This is a genomic window from Helicobacter pylori (assembly GCF_003637665.1).
Lineage (GTDB): Bacteria > Campylobacterota > Campylobacteria > Campylobacterales > Helicobacteraceae > Helicobacter > Helicobacter pylori_CK.
The window spans coordinates 229,824-246,959 of record NZ_MVWR01000002.1 but is presented as its reverse complement, the minus strand read 5'-3'; the positions used below and the strand labels follow the sequence as shown (position 1 = coordinate 246,959).

The window sequence follows — 17,136 nt, the reverse complement described above, 5'->3', positions numbered from 1 at the left end:
TTTTTGGCGGGATTGCGTTAGCGGGCACTTCATGGCTCAATTCTGAGTATGTGAATTTAGCCACCGTGAATAACGTCTATAACGCTAAAATGAATGTGGCGAATTTCCAATTCTTATTCAACATGGGAGTGAGGATGAATTTGGCCAGGCCCAAGAAAAAAGACAGCGATCATGTGGCTCAGCATGGGATTGAATTAGGGCTTAAAATCCCCACCATCAACACCAATTACTATTCCTTTATGGGGGCTGAACTCAAATACAGAAGGCTTTATAGCGTGTATTTGAATTACGTGTTCGCTTACTGATGTTTGGCTCTTTATGAAACTCCCTTTTTAGGGGGGTTTTTTTTTAAACTTTATTTCTTTTGAAGTTTTTTTGAATTATTTTTTTTGAACCCTCTTTTTTAAAGGGATTTCTTTTTTTAAAACTTTCTTTTTTTGAAGCTTTTCTTTTAAAACTCTCTTTTTTTTGGGGGGGTTTGATCTTTTTTGCCAATCCCCACTGCTTTCGCTTTTCAATCTTTAAGTTTTGATTTCTAGCTTTTTAATCTTGCTCTATCGCTTGCGCTATAATGAACTGATCTTATATTTTTAAAGGAATAAGCATGCCAAACACCACCGCAGAAAAAGACTACACAAAATACAGCCAAAGACAGCTTTTTAATTTTTTAAATTCTATCAAGACCAAGCAAAAAAGAGCGTTAGAAAAATTGAAAGAAATCCAAACTCAAAAACAAAGGATTAAAAAAGCACTCCAATTTAAAGCGCTAAACCTAACCGAAAATGGATACACCATAGAAGAAGAGCGAGAAATCTTAGCAAGGACTAAAGATACCAAGAACCACCTTTGTTTTAAAAGCATAGAGGATTTTAAAAAACATTGTGAAAACTTAAGATTTAAAAATGCTGATAATTGAAACCAGTAAAAAATTTGATAAGGATCTTAAAATTCTTGTTAAAAACGGGTTTGATTTAAAGCTTTTGTATAAAGTGGTTGGAAATTTAGCCAAAGAGCAACCCCTAGCTCCCCAATACAAAGACCACCCACTCAAAGGCACTTTAAAAGATTTTAGGGAATGCCACCTACAACCGGATTTATTGCTTGTCTATCAAATCAAAAAACAAGAAAACACCCTCTCTTTAGTAAGACTAGGCAGTCATAGCAAGCTGTTTTAATCCACCCACACAATTTATAACGCTTAAACCAATCGCTCAAACCAACTACCCCCCTTTTTTAGGGGTAAAATTTAGGGTTAAACACCGCTTACGCTTTTTTTGCTTCACACACCCTCGTGTTTCCCGCTTTTTAAATACCCTCGTGTGCGCATTTCTTTACGCTTCAAAGCCCCTTCATAACGGCGGATTTCAACCTCTGTTTTAGGCTCGTATTTAGGCATGGGGGTGGATTTGCCATTTTCCACAGCCACCATAGTGAAATAGCATGAATTCGTGTGCGTGATTTCACGAGTTTTAATATCTTCGCTCAAAACCTTAATCCCCACTTCGCACGAAGTGTTGCCCACATAATTGATACTAGCTAAAAAAGTGAGCAAATTCCCTACAGGAATGGGGTATTTAAAAGTAACCCCATCCACGCTTAAAGTGACCGTTCCTTTAGCACAATAACGAGTCGAACACACATAAGCCACTTTATCCAATAAATTCAATAATTCCCCCCCATGCATGACATTGTTGAAATTAGCGGTTGTAGGCACGACTAAATAGCTCATCAATAATTTAGTGCGATCCGCTGTGTCTATAGTAAAATCAAAATGGCTAGAATGCGATGATTGTATTTGAGGCATTGCTTCTCCTTAATTAAAATTGGTGTTAAAAATGTCTTTTGTAAAAAACATTCCAAGAACTATATATTAGTAAAAATTAAGTAATATTGAGTGAATATTAGAGGAATTAGAAAAATAATAAGAGAGTTGGCGTTAGATAATGGGCGAGAAAAAAGAAAACCAAAAGGTGGCGATTATCACCGGGGCGAGTTCTGGGATTGGGTTGGAGTGCGCGTTAATGCTACTAGATCAAGGGTATAAAGTCTATGCGCTCTCTAGGCATGCGACTTTGTGCGTAGCGTTAAACCATGCGTTATGTGAGAGCATTGATATTGATGTGAGCGATTCTAACGCTTTAAAAGAAGTGTTTTTAAACATCAGCGCTAAAGAAGATCATTGCGACGTTTTGATCAATTCTGCTGGTTATGGGGTGTTTGGGAGCGTAGAAGACACGCCCATTGAAGAGGTTAAAAAGCAATTTGGCGTGAATTTTTTCGCCCTTTGTGAAGTGGTGCAGTTTTGTTTGCCCTTATTGAAAAACAAGCCTTATTCTAAGATTTTCAATCTTTCTTCCATAGCGGGGCGTATGAGCATGCTCTTTTTAGGCCATTACAGCGCGAGTAAGCATGCATTAGAAGCTTATAGCGATGCCTTGCGTTTAGAGCTTAAACCCTTTAACGTTCAAGTGTGTTTGATTGAGCCAGGCCCGGTGAAAAGCAATTGGGAAAAAACCGCTTTTGAAAACGATGAGCGAAAAGATAGCGTTTATGCGTTAGAGGTGGATGCGGCTAAAACTTTTTACGCGAGCGTGTATCAAAAAGCCCTAAGCCCTAAAGCCGTGGCGCAAAAAATCGTTTTTCTTAGCATGAGTCAAAAAATCAAGGCCCGCTATTTGATCGGCTTAAAAACCCAATTGTTGTTGGCGTTGTATAGAATCCTCCCGAGTAGTTGGTATGATTCTTTGTTCAGATTAATCGTTCTTAAAAGGAAGCGTGATGCTTAAAACCTATCATATTGCCTTAGCTTGCGTGATTTTAGCGGTGGTGGTGTTGTTGTTTGGAGGGGAGTCCTTGAGTTTGGAAGAATGGCAAGAAGTGTACCTTAACGTGAAAAACCACTTTTTACACAATGAAGAACTGAGCTCTTTAAGTGTTATTATTTTAGAAATACGATTACCACGAGTGATTTTAGCGCTTTTAGTGGGGGCGAGTTTGTCCGGGAGTGGGGTGGTGATGCAAACGATCTTTAGAAACCCCTTAGTCGATCCCTTTTTATTAGGGATTTCTAGCGGAGCGATGCTAGGCGTGGCGATGGCGATAGCGGTAGTGGAGTCTAATATTGCGATTTTGGCGTTTTTTGGGGCGATTTTAGCCAGCCTTGCTGTTTTGGCGATGAATAGGGTTTTGGGTAATTCCGTCCTTTCGTTGGTGCTTTCAGGGGTGGTGTTGAGCGCGTTTTTAAGCGCCTTAGCCGGGGCGATCAAATTCTTTGTGATCCCCCAAAAAGCGCAAGCGATTGTCGTGTGGCTTTTAGGGAGCTTGTCTTTAAGCAGTTATAAGGATTGTTTGATCGCTTTCATAGGGCTATCTTTAGGCTTTATCCCGCTTTTTTTGTTAAGGTGGCGCATCAATTTATTGAGCTTGAGCGATGCGCAAAGTTTGAGTTTGGGCATTAATCCGGTGCTGTTGCGATCGCTTTGTTTGGTGTGCGTGAGCGTTGCGAGCGCTTTGGCGGTGAGCGTGTCCGGCACGATTGGCTGGATTGGGTTAGTCATTCCGCATGTAGCGAGGTTGTTTTTTGGGGCGAATTTACAAAAACTGCTTTTAAGCTCTTTGTTAATGGGAGCGTTTTTCTTGCTTTTAGCGGATGTGGTGGCTAAAACCATTACCCCCTATGATTTACCGGTAGGCATTGCGACAAGCGTTTTAGGAGCGCCTTTCTTCTTGTGGCTTTTATTCAGGACTAGGGGGGTGTGATGGTCTTAGAAGTTAAAAACCTGTCCTTTAAATATTCTCAAAAACTCATTTTGGATAAATTGAGTTTTAGCGTGCCAAAAAACAGCATCACCAGCATTTTAGCGCCTAATGGATCGGGTAAAACTACGCTTTTAAAATGCCTTTTAGGGCTTTTAAAGCCTTTAGAAGAAACCGAAATTAAAGCGTGTAACAAAGATATTTTACCCTTAAAGCCTTATGAAAAAGCCAAATTGATCGCTTATATCCCTCAAGTGGAATCTTATGCGTTTAATTTCAGCGTGCTGGATTTTGTCTTAATGGGGAAGGCGACGCATTTGAACTTGTTCGCTATGCCTAAAGCTAAGCACATTAAAGAAGCGACTAGCGTTTTAGAGCGCTTAGATTTAGAGTCCCTAAAAGATCAAGGTATTAATGATTTGTCCGGCGGTCAAAGGCAAATGGTGCTTTTAGCCAGAAGTTTGTTGCAAAGAACGCCTTTATTGTTACTGGATGAGCCTACGAGCGCGTTAGATTTAAAAAACCAAGCCCTTTTTTTTGATGCGATTAAAGATGAGATGAAAAAACGAGAATTGAGCGTTTTAGTCAATATCCATGATCCGAATTTGGTTGCCAGGCACTCCACGCATGTGGTCATGCTCAAAGATAAAAAACTTTTTTTGCAAGCTTCCACGCCAATCGCTATGACTTCGCACAATTTAAGCGCGCTCTATGACACGCCTTTAGAAGCGATCTGGCATGATAATAAGCTTGTCGTGTATGCGTTGTAGGGGTTTTATAAGATTTTTTAAACCCATGCCAAAGCATGGGTTTAAGAGCGATATTAGAAACTATACCTCATTCCTAAATTGGAAGCGAAATGGCTTGCGTTGGAAATCAAATTGTGCAAATAAACAACGCCCAAATTCAAAAACACTTCTTTAGCTAATTGCAATTCCCCACCCATCATCACTCTGGCATGGGTATTTAAAGGGTTACGAGTGGCATTCACTTTAAAAGTGTTTAAAGACGCGGCGTTATTAGATCCAAAGCGAGCGAACTCTTGTAAAACTCCAGCGTTCATATAGAAGTATGAAGTGTCCCCATAATAATAGCGTGCTTCCACATTAGCGCTAGCGTTGAATAAATGCTGACTGCTAGAGCCATTTTTCAAAGCCGCTTGATTGGTGCTGTTGCTTTTAAAGTTGGTTGAACCTAAATGGTTATAGCTCACGCCCACGCTTGGTTTTAACACTAAAGCGTTCCTAAAAAACGCGAAGTCATAACCATAGCTCGCTCTTGTTGTGGTGCTATAGGCTAAGTAATGATAGCTTTGATTCAAATCTTGCAACAGAGCGCTTTTGAAATTCAAGCTTGCTTGATCACTCCCTAGCGCCCCTTGAGCTTCAAAGTCAAATTCATGCTGGTTAGCAAAGAGACGGCTATACACGCCAAAATTAGTGTTATTGGCCCCAGAGTTAAGAGAGTTCGCACGATTACTAAAAGAGCTATAACCATAGCTTCCAAAACCGCCCACAATGGCTTCTACATTCCCATTAAGGTAAGCATCTACGCCGGCACTTGTGCCATACAATGAAGCGTTAGAGCCATTATTCAAGCTCGTTCCCCCAATAGCGTTAGCCCAAACATTGGTGGGTTTTTCATATTTAGGGGCAAATTGATACAACACTTCCGCCGCGCTTTCTAAAGAAGCGAATCTTTGGTCTTTTAAAGCTTGTAAGCGTTGGGCGAACGAGTCAATATGGTTGGTGTGCCTTCTAGAGAGATTGACTAAACGAGAATTTAAGATCATCGCATTGCTCAAGCTCAAAGTTTGTAAGCCGCTGGTTTTATGCTCTAAACTGGCTATGTTGTTTAAAGCGGTAGTGGCCGCATTCAATTGCTTGGTGATTTCATTAGCGCTTGTAGCATCAATCATGGTTCTGGCATAACCCGCATCATGGCTATCAATCAATAAGGTTTGTAAGAGATCCCTGCCTTGCGTGCCTGAATGAGTATAAAGCGTGTCAATATCGCTAGAGCGGTTAGCCAATTCAAACACGCTTTCAATGGTGCCAAAATCATGCTTATTGATAGCGACTAAATTAGGAGTAGCGCTATAACGAGCGAAAGGAGCGTTCTTGATGAGAGCGTAGCTAGCGAAACGCGCCTTGTTAGTGGTGTTGGTGGGTAAATTTGTGGTATTGCTTTCAGAACTAGTAGGCGTAGAATTGTTGCCTAAATTGACAGCGATTGTGGTGTTGTTAGCCGTTTTATTAATCCCTGTATTTTTCCATGCCTTACCTTCAAGATACTTGTATTTTTCAGGGTTATTCACCATGCTTTGATTGCCGATAGCCATCCCGCATGCTTTAATGTCATTGAGATTGTCTTTTCGCACCACACAAATGTCCATGCGGTTGTTGTTGTTATAAAGGGCTAGGCGCTCTTTGAATTGATCTTGCAGATTGGTGTTGCTTGCAGAAATAGAATCATAACTAGCGCCTTGCACTCCCACTAAATTATAATCAATGTTTCGCGCTCTCACTAAAACATGTTCTTTATTTTTAGTGAGGTTTTGAGCGTTATTGATCTTAATGAGTGGTTTGTAAAATCCGGTCGCGCTATCCACTACATTATTAAATATCATGCTTGCTTGATGGCCTGCATTTAAGGTCGCTACACGCCCATCTTGGACAAAAAGATTCATCGTGCCTTGATTGTTAGTGAAATGCCCTTGAATGGTTAAATCCAAATCTTTACCATAATCCATGCTCGCGTTGCTGTTTAGGGTTAGGTTATTAAACATAAGCCCTGTTTTGCCGGCAATGTTTCCTGGAGCTCCAAAAAGAATCCTTTTGTTGACTTCAACATCGGTAACATTCCTAGCGTCAAAATAATTCCAAGGGGCATGGTAAATTTCATCTATAACCAGTTTCTTACCGCTTTTAAAAGTAACGCCCCCAGAATAGGCCGGGCTATATCCCGTTTGCAAACTCACGACACCAATGCGAGACTTATCGCCTATATTTTCGCCAAAAATAGTGTATTGCCCAAAACTTTGAACACGGGTTGTAACCACTAATTCCTTAATGTCAAAGTTTTTAATGTTCACATTAGTGGCAGATGTAGTGAGCTTGTTGATATTGACTTTGTCTGTAACGCCGCTAAAATCCAAAGCGCTAGTGTTTAGCCCGTTATCGCTCTTTGTGGCATCAATATTTTTAAAATGAGCGCTATGGCCATTCACTCTCAAATTCGTGGATTTTCCCAGATAAATATTGCCATTAAAATAAGCTGTATGAGCATCCACTCTTAAGTTCACCGCTTTTCCTAGATGGATATCGTTATTGAAAGTGGCTGTGGCGTTGTTGGTGTCTTCACCAGCTTTAAACTCAAAATTCGCGCTTGAGCCTGCCACAGCAGCACCGCCCACTTGATTATTCACTCTTAAAGTCCCCTCAACGGTGATATTCCCGGTTAGATTTTCCACTAAAAGAGAGCGTCCGCTCGCTTGATTGGACAGATTGACACCGCCTTCGCCGATATTCAAATGAGCCGCATTCGTGCTTAATGAAGCTTTAAACCCTCCCGCTCTAAGCGTGCCATCGGCTTTAGTGTTTAAGTGGAAAATATTCACAACCGTGTCTTTGCCGCCCGCAAAAGGCCCATCAATGACTTGCGTGGGTTGAATTTCTGTTTTTTGCGTGTCATTTTTAGGATTATTTTGAGAAGGTGTGTCTTTAGTTTTACTTTCATAACCGCCTTCGGGAGGGGTGATAATGCTTAAGCCGGCGCTTTGCCACAAATCCAGCACGCCAATATTAGTCTTTTTACTAGCGATAATGCCCGCTTGAGCGGCGTTTTGATCCCCCACAGCGAGATGGCGGAAATTCATTTCCCCTTGAACTTTTGAAGTGTCTATCGTGCTGTATGAAGGGGCTAAATACGCTCCCACGTATTGCAAACGGCCCATCCACACCTTCCCGTATAGATCAACGCTCTGATTTGAGCTTGAAACCAAATTGAGCGTGGCGCCATCATAAAGAGAGATTTCCGCGTTTTCACGGCTCGTGATTTTTTCTGAACTTTTCAAGGTCAAAACCGTAGAGCTGGCTTTCCTCCCGGCTCCAGAACCCACGCGATTGTTGATTTCTACAAAATTATCAATTAAGATATTTTTAGCGTCAAAATTCACTCTCGTGGTGCGATCAGCGCTATCTTTAAAGCTTGTGAAAGAGTTGCCATTGAATTGGCCCAAACGCAAAGTGGCTTTTTGCATATTGACGTCTAAATCCCCACCAGTAAAGTTGATAAGGCCTGAAAGGTTATAAGTCCCTACAGCGTTTTGCATATCCACTTCAAGTTTGTTCCATTGCCCGTCTTTGACCCAATAATGCCTAGCGGCATTCCCCCAGTCCCAGCCTCCATCAATCTTACTGGATAAAAGGGATTTGTATAAGTCGTATTGCTTGTGGGGGAAATTATCAAAGCCTCTGCCTGCTTGAATGCGCCAAACTTTATCGGGTTTGTCCGGGGCTTTATTGGCTTGTTCGGCTTGTTTGAGTCCCCAGCTAAGAAGCCCTGAGACCGTTCCTACAGCGGTACCGGTAGCGATACCACCAATAATGGCTGGAATGATCACGGTGGTGAAAAAAGCGCGATTCTCACTGTGTATGGGATCATTGGCATTAGCCCCTAATTCGGTGCTCATTAATGCCCCCGCTAAAGCGAGAGAAATAATAGGGCGATTGATTTTGCGGTGTGTTTGTTGTATTTCCATTTTTTTCCTTTCTTATTATAAAACGATTTTTGCACAAATGGTGCGACTTTAAACGAGATGATTTCTGTTGCCTTTACAATTAAGGTTATAAATATACAAATCTACAACCAATGGTTAATTTTTATCAATTTAATATAAATGAACGCAAAATTTAACAAGATTAAAAAGTAACATTATTGAAATTTTTGGCTAAAGTGTGTAAATAGGTAAAATTTAAAAAGCTTAAAAAGCTTCTCTTATTGAAAGTTTTGGTTAGAGTGTGTAAATAAGTAAGGTTTGAGAAGCTTAAAAAAGCTTCTCCCATGTAGTGCCTTGTGGGGTGTCCATCAAAGCGATTTTGCGCTTTAAAAGCTCTTCTCTGATGTTATCGGCTTTCATGAAATCCTTTTGCTCTTTGGCGCGCTTCCTTTCTTCTATCTTTTTTTCAATTTCTTGTTTTTCGCTTTCATTCACGCCTAATTGGAAATATTCGCTAGGGTTTTTAAACCCGATGCCAAGCAATTCTTCTACGAATTTCAAGTTCGCTAAAATTTCGCCTTTCAAAGCCTTGTTTTTAGGGTTTTGATCCAGTTTTTCATTCACAGAAGAAAGCATGCTTTCTAAAACGCTCAACGCTTTAGAAACGTTTAAATCATCTTGCATGCACTCTAAAATTTCTTTTTTAAAGTTTAAATCAATGTTTCCAAGAGATCCCAAAACGCGCTGTTTCAAGCGATAGATTTTATCCAAGCGTTTTTTACTCACCAATAGATCTTCTTCGTTAAAATTCAAAACAGAGCGATAATGCACCCCTAATAAATAATTGCGCAAAATTTCGCCATCATAGTTTTTGAGCGCGTCTTTAATAAAAAAGCTATTGCCTAAACTTTTAGACATTTTTTCATTATTGATATTCACAAAGCCATTGTGCATCCAGTATTTAGCGATTTCCACGCCAAAAGCGCAACGGGTTTGGCACGCTTCATTTTCATGGTGGGGGAATAACAAATCCACTCCGCCTGCATGAATGTCAATTTGATAGGGGGTGTTAGCGAGCGCTAAAGTTTCAAAAACCATGCTAGAGCATTCTATATGCCAGCCAGGGCGCCCCTTGCCTAAAGGGCTATCAAAGCCCACATCATTATCCCCCTTATAGCTTTTCCATAACACAAAATCCTGTTCGAGCCGTTTTTCTTGCACTAAACCAATGCGGCCAAATTCAACGCTGCTATTATGCACGCTCAAAGAGCCGTAATCTTTATCCTTGCTCGTGTCTAAATAAATATCCCCATTAGAAACTTGATAAGCGATATTTTTTTCTAAAAGCGTTTCAATCATGCGCACCATAGCGTCTAAATACTCGCTCGCTTTAGGCTCTAGGCTGGGTTTTTTCACATTCAAAGCGTTTAAATCTCTCGTGTAAGATTCAATATAAATACCGCTTAATTCTTGAATGCTTTTATTTTCTTTGAAGGCTTTATTGATAATCTTGTCATCAATATCCGTGAAATTCCTAACCAACACCACTTCATAGCCGCTCAATTCAAGCGTTCGCCTCAACAAATCAAAAGCAATAGCGCTCCTGGCATGCCCTAAATGAGCGTCATCATACACCGTAGGCCCGCACACATAAATATTCGCCTTTTTTTCAATTAAAGGCTCAAAAGGGACTTTTTGTTTTAATTTGGTATCATAAATTAACATTTAAAAACCTTGAAAATAATAAAATAAATATAAATGTGTTATTAACGACTTGAACGCTAAGAGCAATAAGATTTCTGCGCAAGCGAGAAAAAGAATCACAAGCCATAATTTTAAAGGCTTAATTATACCCAAGAATGCTTGAAAGCCAAACGCTTTAATCGTTAAAACAAATAAAAACAACCCGCTCAAACTATTCGCTAACGCTAAACCCAAAACCCCTAAAAAGGGCATCAAACTTAAAGAAGCCACCAAACCTAAAAAAAGCGAAATTAAAGAGATTTTAGCCGCTTTTTTTTGTTCTAATTTCGCATAGAGCCATAAAGAAAAGAGTTTGGTTAGCCCAAAAGGGAGCAAGCCTAAAAGATAGAGCGAAAAGACTTGCGAAGTGATTAGAGTGTCTTTAGGGCTAAATTGCCCCCTTTCAAATAAAAGCTCGGTGATTTCTTTGCTTAACATGATTCCCCCAATGCTGCAAAGAAGCAAAACCCCCACCAAAAAAAACCACGCCTTTTGCAAGCGTTGTAAGATTAAATCCTGCTGGTTGTTTTTAAGTGCGATCGCAATGCTGGGGAAAAGAGCTGTGGAGATAGCGATAGCAAATAACGCTAAAGGGAGTTGGAAGACTCTATTAGCGTAATACAAATAAGACACGCTCCCGCTCGCTAGAAAAGAGGCGATCGTGGTGTCTAAAAAAGAAGCGATTTGAGTGCTGGAATTGCCTAAAACGCTGGGGAGGAATTGCTTGAAAAACGCTTTTAGATCCTTTTTAGCCCTATTCAAACGATATTCTTTTTTGGCGGCATTTTTGGTCTTAAAGCTCAAAAATCCTTTAAATAATAAATTTAATAAGCCCAATTTCACTAAAGGGTAAAAGTGCAATAAAATTTGAGCCACGCCCCCTAAAAGCACGCCGTAGCTCAAATAATATAACGCTTCTAAATGCGTTTTTTCTTTAGAAATAAAAAGGGCTGAAATCATGCATAAATTGAGTAAGCTTGTGCTATAAGCGCTGGCAAAAAAGCTGTGTTTGTATTGTAAAAGCGCGCCTAAAAAAGTGGTGATAAACACCAATAAAAGATACCAAAAATTGATCGCTACAATAGGGGCACATAATTTGATCGTCTCTTCATCAAAGCCGTAAGCTAGGAGTTTGGTTAGCCATAAGGGATTGAGCGCTACTAATAAGCACCATATGAATAAAACGATACAAAAAATAAGCCCCACCAAACTCGCAAAGCTCCCTTTAATGGAGCTTCGTATGAAGCTCGGTAAAAAGCTTTGAGAAAAAGAGCCCTCCGCAAAAATACGCCTGAATAAATTAGGCAATTTGAAAGCCACAAAGAAAATATCGCTATACACCCCAGCCCCTAGAATATTGGCCATCATTAAATCCCGTAAAAAGCCAAAAATCCTAGAGCATAAAATCCCTAAGCTGTTGGTTAAAAATATTTTTTTTAGCATACTGGTTGTATTTATTACCTAATTTTCAGTGTTTTTTTGTTAGCATATTTCTTTTTTCAAATTCTTATATTATACCATTTAAGGATTAAAAAATGAGCTTGGAGCGTTTTGCCCCTATAAAAATTGAGCGGTGCAAAGACATTCAAAAAGAATTAAAAAAAGCGGCCGCTGAAAATAAATTACAAACAGAAGATCTATGGTTTGAGATTTTAAAAACTTCTATTTTTATCAAAAACAGTGCTAAAGACGATTTTAGCGAGGCTTTTGGTGGGGAATTGCAGCAATTAGAAGAAGAGGAATACTATGAAAAAAAAGAGCTAACCCTTTATCAAACCCATGACATTAAAATCAAATCAAACGCCTATAAACGCTTTTTTGAAGTAAAAGTGGATGAAGATTTAAGCCAAATAGAAATTGTTTTAGACGAGTGTTTTATTGTCCTAGACACTGAAGAGCATTACCAAGAAATGTTTGCGTATATTAAGGAGCGTTTAGCCTTTCAAGGCGTGGTGTTTCGCCACCTTTCACAAATGTATGAAAATTTAAAAACAGAATTAAGAAAATATCAAAAAGAAGCCCAAAATAAGCACTTTATTTTATACGCTTCTTCAACCTTTATCCCTAATATAGAAGAACAATCCCATTTTTTATTAGAAGAAGAATACCTTCCAACTCATACTATCCCTTTAAGTGATCAAGAAGAATCGTTTGTTAAAGAAAATTACTATATCGCTAAAGAAAATCAAAAAGTCGCTTGCGTGAATTACCCCAAACAAGGCAGAGACGGCCGTAACCTTAAAGGCCTTTATATTGAATTGCCTAAAGTTGCCAATTCGCCCACCCCTATAGGGCATGACAAAAACGCTTTTGAAGAAAGAGAAGAAAATAACGCTTTAGTGTATTACTCCAAAGCCTTACAAGGGGTTAAAATGGAAAAAGGGCGTTTGGTTTCTAAGCAAAATTTTATCTTTAAAAACGGGATCAAATCCATTGAAGTGCCTAATCTTTTAGGGGGAGTGGAGAGCGGGTTAGTTTTAGAAATTCAAGCTAAAGATGAATTGAGCGATGCGATTGATTCTAACCTCATTTTAGAAGCGAGCGTAATTAACATTAAGGGCAATGTGGGCAAGAATGTGATCTTAGTGGCCAAAGAAATCACTATAGAGGGGCAAATCCACCCTGAAAGCTATGTCTATGCCAATAAAGCGCGTATCACTAACCATAAGGGCGTGTGCTACGCTAAAGAGTTTGAGTGCAAGTATTTAGAGCGCGCTAAGGTGTATGCCAATAGCGTTAAAGTGGAAGCGAGCGCGGGGAGTGTGGTCTATGCGAAAGAAATCGCTTTAGAAAAGCTCAAAAGCGATAACAAGCTGTATTTTTCCAAGCAATGTTTGATTGATGAGGTGGATGGTAATGGCAACCGCTTTATTTTTTACGCTTTTGGGGGGCGAGAAAACCAAGAAGAATTGAAGATCGCTAAACAAAAACTCAATGCGTTAGGGTTAAAATCCAAAAAAATCATCGCTCAGCACCAATCCTTAAACCATTTGGTTAAAAACCATCAAGCCATCATGGAAAAGCTTAAAAACGCCACCGAAGAAATCAAACGCTCTTTAATGCAACAAGAAAGCGTGAAAGACGCTTATAGCGAGTTTATGTTTGCTCTAAAGCGTTTGAAAATCCTAAAAGCTCAAATGTTAGAATTACAAAAAATCAATAACGAATGCTACGCTAAACTCATTAGCATAGAAAACAGCTTCCAGCATGCAAGCATTACGACTAAAAACCCTTTCAAGCAAGAAAATATTGTGATTTACCATCGCAATTACCCTAAAGTGAGCAATTCAACCGCCATGTTAAGCCATAATGAAAGCGTGGATGTGATCTATGAAGATCATAAAATCAAAAAAGTCCCTAAAAGCACGATAAAAGGCTAGAACAAGAAATAAAAAAGGGATAAAAATGATAGTGGGTTTGATAGGGGTTGTGGAAAAAATCTCCGCTTTAGAAGTGCATATAGAAGTGCAAGGGGTTGTTTATGGGGTGCAAGTTTCTATGCGAACGGCTGCTTTGCTTCAAGCGGGCCAAAAAGCGCGTTTGAAAATCTTACAAGTGATTAAAGAAGATGCGCATCTTTTATACGGGTTTTTAGAAGAGGGCGAAAAAATCCTTTTTGAAAGGCTTTTGAAAATCAATGGGGTAGGGGGGCGTATCGCTTTAGCCATTCTTTCAAGCTTTTCGCCGAATGAATTTGAAAACATTATCGCCACCAAAGAAGTCAAAAGACTCCAGCAAGTCCCAGGCATAGGGAAAAAGCTCGCTGATAAGATCATGGTGGATTTGATTGGCTTTTTCATTCAAGATGAAAACAGACCTGTGCACAATGAAGTTTTTTTAGCCCTAGAGAGTTTGGGCTTTAAAAGCACCGAAATCAACCAAGTCTTAAAAACCCTAAAACCCAATCTCAGCATAGAAGTAGCGATTAAAGAAGCCTTACAACAACTGCGCTCTTAAAAAAAGCTTTTAGTTTAGCGGCTACGCTTTAAACGAAGCCACCGCAGGAGCCGCCTTAAAATATCACATTAAACGAGCGCTTGAGAGAAGCCACTCTATAAGCGAATTTAGTAAGAATTTAGAATTAAGCGCGCAAAAATCACACTTTAGCAACAACACGCTTAAAATCATTGAAGAGCTTAATAACGGCGTCAAACAAGCGAGCGAAGAGATCAAAACTAAAGCGAGCGATTTTTCTAATGAAAAACTCACTAACAAGCAAATCAAAGAGCTATTAAATAACGCAGAAATCCCTACAAGCGGGAGAGATGCGATCACTTTTGGAGTGAATAACCTAAACCCTGAAATGGTTGAATTTATGCACAAAAACAACAAAAAAATGATTATAGAAAAAGCCTCTAACAAAGAATTAGAACTTTTAAAAGACGCTAACTTTAAGCAAAACATAAGAGCGAGTTTAGATCATGATGCTATCGCTCACATACTCAAAAGGCATGGCGTTAATTCTGTTAATGTTAGAAATGGAGAAATCCCTGTTACGAACGAAGATATAGCGAATTATAGATATATCGTTAATAACGCTGATGCAATTCTTAGGACTTTAGACAAATACGATAAAGAAGCGATAACGGCGTTTAAACAAATCAACGGCTATGCGGTAGTGGTAGAGCAAGCGATCAATAAGAAAAATGAATTAGCTTTAAAAACAATGTATAAGAACAATGGGAGTTATAAAAATAATGAAGTTTATAAAGAATTTTCAAGCACCTCACTCGACGCTGATGCGAAGGTGCGCCATAGGTTGAGTTCCTATAGTGGTGCTACAGAAAATAATACACCAAAACCGCTAATAGATCAAGAGGATTTATTAAAAAATACAGAAAATTTAAACGAAACCACACCAAAACCTACCCATTTAAGCCCACTAGAACAAGCCAACGCCGAAAAACATGAGTTAACGCTAAAAACAATGCAAAAAATGCATAAAACGAAGCATAAAACGAAATTATAAGGATAGTGTAGCCCATAGAAAAACATTAGCAAAATCTCAGAATAGCAATTGACCATCAGTTATGAGCTGAGTGCTAGACATATTTGATAAAGCTAATGTGTTTTGGAACTTTAACATAAAAAATTAAACACAAGGAGTAAGGAATGAAAAGCATTAAAAAGCCTCACCTTGACCATACACAAGCCCTTTCGTCTTGCGTGTCAGGGTCTATTGGCACACTCAAAGTGTTTTTAGTATGGGTTAGAAAGTTATTCTCCAACTCATGCCTTGACAATATTAGCACAAAAATATTAAATAAATAATAGAAAGAGTGAATTAGTTTTAAAAACGATGTTCAAGAGTAACGGAGATTATAAGAATAATAACGCTTATAAGAAGTTTTCAAGCACCGGACTCAATGCTAAAGTAAAGGTTCAGCCATAGGTCGAGTTCCCATGGTGGTGCTAAAAAGAACAATACTTAAAAAACTTTAATGAGTCAATGGGTGAAAAATGAATTAATCTTAAAAATGATGCATCAATCAAAGCTTTAATGCAAGACACCAAACCCTCTAAGGGGCAACCATAGGTCGAGTTCCTATAGCGATGTCTGTAAGAATGTTACCACAAAAACCACAACAAAGCCAAATAACGACCTAAATCTTTTCAAGGAGAACGCAAGGAGAATAAATGAAAACAAAAAACGACATTAAAGCAGAGATTGAAAAGGCGGACATTATCCACTCTTTCATTCCGCAGGCAAGAACGCTTAAAGAATAAGCCAATGGAGTGGGCTTGCATTGAAACTATAAAACAAAAACTTGAAAAAGTCAAGAAATGAAAGAAAGCGAACTCAATAGCTACAATCAAATCTATAGAAGAAGCGAGAAGGATAATGGATAAAGCGAATCATTAAAGAGCAAGCGGGTTATTAAGCTATGAAGTGGATAAATCAAGGAATGGGCTAATTGAGTCGCCTTTAGTGCCAAATTACAAAGGGAAAGATACTAATCCCCTAAACCTTGATAACCCTAATCCTACCACAAAAGAATAAGCAAGGCAATAAACTACCCAAACTTACCCAGTCAGTATGAGAGAAATAAGCCTAAAAACCCCTTTAAAAATTCTGGCTTTGTTCTAATCAAATGCCAATAATTGAGTTTTTAAAAAATGATTTTTTAAACTCTATAAAAATGAAATAACCCTTTTTATGGTTTAGTTTAAAGCCCAGTTGGTTTTAGTGAGATTTTCTCTGATGGAAAAAAGCTTGTCTTTGACTTCGTTACTGCTCAATTTCCTCACTTTATCCGAATTGTATTTCAAATCCTGGCTAAGAAGAGACAATCTGTTAGACAAATTGGCAATATCCACCCTTAGCCCCTCATCTCTGGCTAATTTGAGCGCGGGGATTAGATCCGTATCTTTTGAAAATATCAAAATCCTATCAGCTATTTTTTTAAAGGCTATTCTTTGAATGTCAAGACCCATGAGCATATCCACCTGCTTTTGTTCCAATAACGCTCTATAACTCCCATCAAACTCCACCCTTATTGCGTTTAACTTAGTCCTCCCTAACCTTAATTCCACTTGATCCAATGAAGCCAGATCGTGTTGGAAATTTTCCACATCGCTATAAATCTTCTCCCATTTAGTCGCTTCACTGCTTTGTAAAATCTCTTCAATGTCGCTGCTCGTGAAGATTTTCATTTCTGTTCCCGGATTTTTTTCATTTTGGAGGGTGTCATTTCTTTTATCCCATAACGCATGTTCAAAATCAAAGGGTGGAGTGGTATAAAAGTAAATACGACTGATCCATTCATCATCTAGTAAAAAAGCCCTGATAGTAACGATCACATCTAAAGCGATATTGTAATTAACGCATTTTGTTTGTTTAATATCGCGCCTGAAATTCTCCCAATCCACCAGTATGATTGTGTTTGCTTTCATTTATTGCTCCCTTATTTATACGC

General features: G+C 39.0%; 13 protein-coding genes and 1 pseudogene. 9 read left to right on the top strand and 5 right to left on the bottom strand.

Annotated elements, in window-relative coordinates; translation table 11 throughout:
• The 3 genes from EAL49_RS02805 to EAL49_RS02795 form a co-directional block, all read left to right on the top strand.
• Positions 1-305, top strand: a 305-nt coding sequence (locus EAL49_RS02805) for an outer membrane protein (RefSeq protein WP_162973085.1), incomplete at its 5' end; no start/stop codon positions are given.
• Positions 306-604: 299 nt separating this feature from the next.
• Complete coding sequence (locus EAL49_RS02800) at positions 605-916, top strand: type II toxin-antitoxin system antitoxin (protein WP_033742256.1); 312 nt, start codon at positions 605-607, stop codon at positions 914-916.
• Positions 903-1,175 (top strand): HP0892 family type II toxin-antitoxin system mRNA interferase toxin, encoded by a 273-nt coding sequence (locus EAL49_RS02795; protein WP_120828779.1) that lies wholly within the window; start codon positions 903-905, stop codon positions 1,173-1,175. Before EAL49_RS02800 ends, EAL49_RS02795 begins: the two co-directional genes overlap by 14 nt.
• A 104-nt stretch (positions 1,176-1,279) precedes the next feature.
• Here EAL49_RS02795 and EAL49_RS02790 read toward each other — a convergent pair whose 3' ends face one another.
• On the bottom strand, positions 1,280-1,804 hold the full coding sequence (locus EAL49_RS02790; protein WP_097690829.1) for an acyl-CoA thioesterase: 525 nt from the start codon (positions 1,802-1,804) through the stop codon (positions 1,280-1,282).
• Positions 1,805-1,943: 139 nt separating this feature from the next.
• Between EAL49_RS02790 and EAL49_RS02785 the strand changes: the two genes are divergently transcribed.
• The 3 genes from EAL49_RS02785 to EAL49_RS02775 are packed head-to-tail and all read left to right on the top strand — an operon-like array spanning position 1,944 to position 4,526.
• Positions 1,944-2,786 carry an SDR family oxidoreductase gene (locus EAL49_RS02785; protein WP_120828776.1) on the top strand — a complete coding sequence of 281 codons (843 nt, stop codon included), beginning with the start codon at positions 1,944-1,946 and terminating at the stop codon, positions 2,784-2,786.
• Positions 2,779-3,759 carry a FecCD family ABC transporter permease gene (locus EAL49_RS02780; RefSeq protein WP_000921470.1) on the top strand — a complete coding sequence of 327 codons (981 nt, stop codon included), beginning with the start codon at positions 2,779-2,781 and terminating at the stop codon, positions 3,757-3,759. Before EAL49_RS02785 ends, EAL49_RS02780 begins: the two co-directional genes overlap by 8 nt.
• Positions 3,759-4,526, top strand: coding sequence for an ABC transporter ATP-binding protein (locus tag EAL49_RS02775; protein WP_000242337.1), 768 nt, complete (start codon positions 3,759-3,761; stop codon positions 4,524-4,526). The genes EAL49_RS02780 and EAL49_RS02775 overlap by 1 nt, the downstream gene beginning before the upstream one ends.
• A gap of 53 nt (positions 4,527-4,579) precedes the next feature.
• On the opposite strand, the gene EAL49_RS02770 is transcribed toward EAL49_RS02775, so the two are convergent.
• The 3 genes from EAL49_RS02770 to murJ form a co-directional block, all read right to left on the bottom strand.
• Positions 4,580-8,518 (bottom strand): vacuolating cyotoxin family protein, encoded by a 3,939-nt coding sequence (locus tag EAL49_RS02770; protein ID WP_120828774.1) that lies wholly within the window; start codon positions 8,516-8,518, stop codon positions 4,580-4,582.
• A 285-nt stretch (positions 8,519-8,803) separates the two neighbouring features.
• Complete coding sequence (gene cysS, locus EAL49_RS02765) at positions 8,804-10,201, bottom strand: cysteine--tRNA ligase (protein ID WP_120828772.1); 1,398 nt, start codon at positions 10,199-10,201, stop codon at positions 8,804-8,806.
• Positions 10,202-11,662: a murein biosynthesis integral membrane protein MurJ gene (murJ, locus tag EAL49_RS02760; RefSeq protein ID WP_120828770.1), complete on the bottom strand. Its 1,461-nt coding sequence runs from the start codon at positions 11,660-11,662 to the stop codon at positions 10,202-10,204.
• Positions 11,663-11,754: 92 nt separating this feature from the next.
• Between murJ and EAL49_RS02755 the strand changes: the two genes are divergently transcribed.
• The 3 genes and pseudogenes from EAL49_RS02755 to EAL49_RS02740 all read left to right on the top strand — a co-directional run.
• Positions 11,755-13,599, top strand: coding sequence for a FapA family protein (locus EAL49_RS02755; protein ID WP_120828768.1), 1,845 nt, complete (start codon positions 11,755-11,757; stop codon positions 13,597-13,599).
• A 25-nt stretch (positions 13,600-13,624) separates the two neighbouring features.
• On the top strand, positions 13,625-14,176 hold the full coding sequence (gene ruvA, locus EAL49_RS02750) for a Holliday junction branch migration protein RuvA (protein ID WP_120828766.1): 552 nt from the start codon (positions 13,625-13,627) through the stop codon (positions 14,174-14,176).
• 67 nt (positions 14,177-14,243) lie between these two features.
• Positions 14,244-15,125 (top strand): annotated as a pseudogene (locus EAL49_RS02740) (DUF3519 domain-containing protein); the annotation flags it as partial.
• 1,256 nt (positions 15,126-16,381) lie between these two features.
• Here the strand turns inward: EAL49_RS02740 and EAL49_RS02735 are convergent.
• The gene (locus EAL49_RS02735) at positions 16,382-17,113 is read right to left on the bottom strand and encodes an NYN domain-containing protein (RefSeq protein ID WP_120828760.1); all 732 of its coding nucleotides are present in this window, start codon (positions 17,111-17,113) and stop codon (positions 16,382-16,384) included.
• Positions 17,114-17,136: the final 23 nt, after the last annotated feature.

Coding starts and splice junctions, on each gene's coding strand:
- EAL49_RS02800 (WP_033742256.1), top strand. CDS start 605: ATGCCAAACACCACCGCAGAAAAAGACTACACAAAATACAGCCAAAGA.
- EAL49_RS02795 (WP_120828779.1), top strand. CDS start 903: ATGCTGATAATTGAAACCAGTAAAAAATTTGATAAGGATCTTAAAATT.
- EAL49_RS02790 (WP_097690829.1), bottom strand. CDS start 1,804: ATGCCTCAAATACAATCATCGCATTCTAGCCATTTTGATTTTACTATA.
- EAL49_RS02785 (WP_120828776.1), top strand. CDS start 1,944: ATGGGCGAGAAAAAAGAAAACCAAAAGGTGGCGATTATCACCGGGGCG.
- EAL49_RS02780 (WP_000921470.1), top strand. CDS start 2,779: ATGCTTAAAACCTATCATATTGCCTTAGCTTGCGTGATTTTAGCGGTG.
- EAL49_RS02775 (WP_000242337.1), top strand. CDS start 3,759: ATGGTCTTAGAAGTTAAAAACCTGTCCTTTAAATATTCTCAAAAACTC.
- EAL49_RS02770 (WP_120828774.1), bottom strand. CDS start 8,518: ATGGAAATACAACAAACACACCGCAAAATCAATCGCCCTATTATTTCT.
- cysS (WP_120828772.1), bottom strand. CDS start 10,201: ATGTTAATTTATGATACCAAATTAAAACAAAAAGTCCCTTTTGAGCCT.
- murJ (WP_120828770.1), bottom strand. CDS start 11,662: ATGCTAAAAAAAATATTTTTAACCAACAGCTTAGGGATTTTATGCTCT.
- EAL49_RS02755 (WP_120828768.1), top strand. CDS start 11,755: ATGAGCTTGGAGCGTTTTGCCCCTATAAAAATTGAGCGGTGCAAAGAC.
- ruvA (WP_120828766.1), top strand. CDS start 13,625: ATGATAGTGGGTTTGATAGGGGTTGTGGAAAAAATCTCCGCTTTAGAA.
- EAL49_RS02735 (WP_120828760.1), bottom strand. CDS start 17,113: ATGAAAGCAAACACAATCATACTGGTGGATTGGGAGAATTTCAGGCGC.